The 2669-nt window shown below is 63.1% G+C and carries 2 protein-coding genes; both read right to left on the bottom strand.

Going from position 1 to position 2669, the window contains the following annotated elements; genetic code table 11:
* A partial coding sequence (locus A2I95_RS30475; RefSeq protein ID WP_291735889.1) for a caspase family protein occupies positions 1 to 1374 on the bottom strand: 1374 nt, incomplete at its 3' end.
* Between the two features lie 207 nt (positions 1375 to 1581).
* Positions 1582 to 2669: peptidoglycan-binding protein (locus A2I95_RS30470; RefSeq protein WP_291735886.1), on the bottom strand; the 1088-nt coding region annotated here is incomplete at its 5' end.

Below are 2669 nucleotides of genomic sequence, written 5' to 3'. Positions count from 1 at the left end.
CGCGGTTTGCCCTGCCCCGGCGGAATACAGAATAAAGGCGCCCTCCGGCGGTTCCATCCGCACCAGGCCGCGGGTGCCGCCGACCGAACGCTGGCCGTCCTTCGGGAAGGGATTGTTTCGGCAGGCGTCCAGGATCATGATGGTTGAACGCGCGCCCTTGCGCTGGAAAGTCCCAAGCACCCGGTCAGCGGCAATGCTTTCCCCGGTCAGGAAGCTTTCATCACCGAAATTCACCATCGGCACATCCGAAGGCAGCAAATAATTGCGCCCGTCAACTTCAACCCCGTGGCCGGCAAAGTAGAACAGGACTTCATCCCCCGGCTTGATCTGGTTGGCAAAGGTCGAAACCGCGCTGTTGATGTCGCGGCGCCCCGCGTCATACAGCGTGGTCACGTCAAAGCCGAGCGCCGCAAGCGTATTGCTGACCGCCAGCGCATCGTTGCGCGCCTTTTGCAGCGCTGCAAGGTTCTGATAGCCGTCGACACCGATCACCAATGCGCGGCGGCTGATCAGAGGGGCTGCCAGATCGTTCCTCTGCTGCAGGACCGGGGTTGCCGCAGCGCCGCTGCCCTGGACGGCCGTGCCGTTCTGGATCAGCGCCTGGGCCTGCGCGGCGGCCATTACCTGTCCCTGCTGCACGAACTGCCCCTGTTGCGGCAACTGGCCTTGGGGCACAAGTTGGCCCTGCACCTGAGATTGCGGCACGAACTGCCCTTGCTGCCCCTGAACCCAAGGCTGCGGGATGCCATAAGTCTGCGTAGTGGCTGCAAACCCCATCTGCTGCTGGCCGTATTGCTGCTGCGCACTCTGCCCGTACTGCTGCGGCACGCCGTAGGTGCCGGTGCTGTTCCCGGCCATCGTGGCCTGGGGCAGGCCATAAGGCTGCGGCGGCTGAGGCTGCGGCGCCATCCGCTCGGCCAAGTAGATCTTCAGCAGCCCCCGCGGCCCATCGGGATGTGCCATCGCCTGCTGACTGGCAAGATAACCGCTGGTTTGCGCCCGCTGGAAGGAGCTGATCAGCAGATCCTTTTCGAAATCATTCAGCTGCCCGCTGACCGGGTAGCCCAGGTATGCTTGATAGGTGGAAACGGCCTCGCGCGTTTTGCGCCCCAGCTGCCCGTCGACCGCGCCCGCCGGGAAGCCGAAGTAGTTCAGCGATTCCTGAATCTGTCGGCCTTCCTGAGTGGACGGCAGCCGGGAACGCCGGGGCGCCTTGCCGCCTGAGCGCCGCTGGTTCTTGGACAGGGCGCCGCCGATGATGCCGCCAAGGATGGCACCGGCAGCAAAGTCGCCCGCATCCGCAGAAACACGGGCAGCCGGCGTCAACGCCAGTGAAGAACAGATAATGAATGTGGAAAGCAGCTTGAACCGCATAATCAACCCCCAAGACAATGCACTTTTTAATTGCATAATTTGCATTCAAGACCGCGCGGTGTCAAAGCCGGAATTCCAGCATTTAATGGAAAAACCCGACCACAGCTGCCAGAACGCCCCAGGAGGCCGGCAGCATAGAAATTCAACGCAAAAAATGGCCGGCAGTTCTGCCGGCCACTTGCATTCAACAGCTGCAGCAAACAGCAGTCAGTCAGAGGAGAACGACGGCAGGGCCGTGCCGCCGGAAGCCTGCACCGGCTGCACCCGGCCGCCTGCCAGCTTGGCCGACGCAGTCTTGATCAGCTCTGCCCGTTCAGGCTGTCCAGGGGCAAAGACAGGTGCAGCGCCGCCTTCCAGCGAGATCACGGCCATGCCGTACCAGTCCTGCGCCCGCACTGCCGTGACCGGCGCGCCAAAGCCCAGTGCCAGATGGTGGCCGATCAGTTCGGCATAGGGACGCTGGCCTATGCCGGTCAGGATCAGCGCAGCACCCAGCGCCACATCCATGTCATCGCGGCGGTAACCGGAAAACAGGCAAATTCCGGCGGTATTGGCCAACTGCTCCAGCGACATGCCGGATTGCAGCACGAACTTCTGCACATCGCCCATCACTTCGCCGCTGCCCGCAGTTCCCAGCTTGGCCAGGAAAGGCTGCACTGCCGGGCCGAATGCATCGCACTGGCTGTCGATCTGTGCTTGCGAAACTCCCTGAACCTTGCCGGCCCGGGTCTCGCCCGCATTGATGGCATAGGTACGGGCCAGACAGAATTGTTCGCCCAGCGCCAGTTCCGGATCAGTCATGCTTGCCGCCGTCATGAAGCCGCCGTTGGAGCTGGTCAGAAGGCTGACCTTGCTGCAATAGCTGGTGAGCGAGGCGCTTTGCGCCGGCTGGTCAAACAGGGTGATGCCGCCCAGCGAGGCGCTTTCCTGCCCCGCAAAGGCTGTCACTGTGCTGCGGTTCTGCTGCGCCGCTTGGACTGGAGCGGTTTCGCCCGTGTCCGCCATTCGGCAGGTGCCCTGGTGACAGGCAAAACTGGCGGGTGTCACGCCGCGCGCCAGAAAGTCATTGCGCTGATACCCCTGCGGGGTGGAGGCAAACACCATCACCGAACAGTTCGAGGCGCCGCACCAGAAGGAGCTGCCGGAGACCGAAGTGTCGAGCACATAATCGTTCCGGCCATCGCCGTTCAGATCTGCCAGCTGCATGAAGCCGGTGCGCTGAAGCAGCTGTTCTCCGGTCGGCTCGGAGCTGGCGGCGATTTCTTCCACCGCCTGGCTGACTTCGGACGGCAACC

This window comes from Leisingera sp. F5 (genome assembly GCF_001593695.1).
Note: the sequence above shows the minus strand (reverse complement) of the source record. Positions and strands in the feature narration are given on the sequence as shown.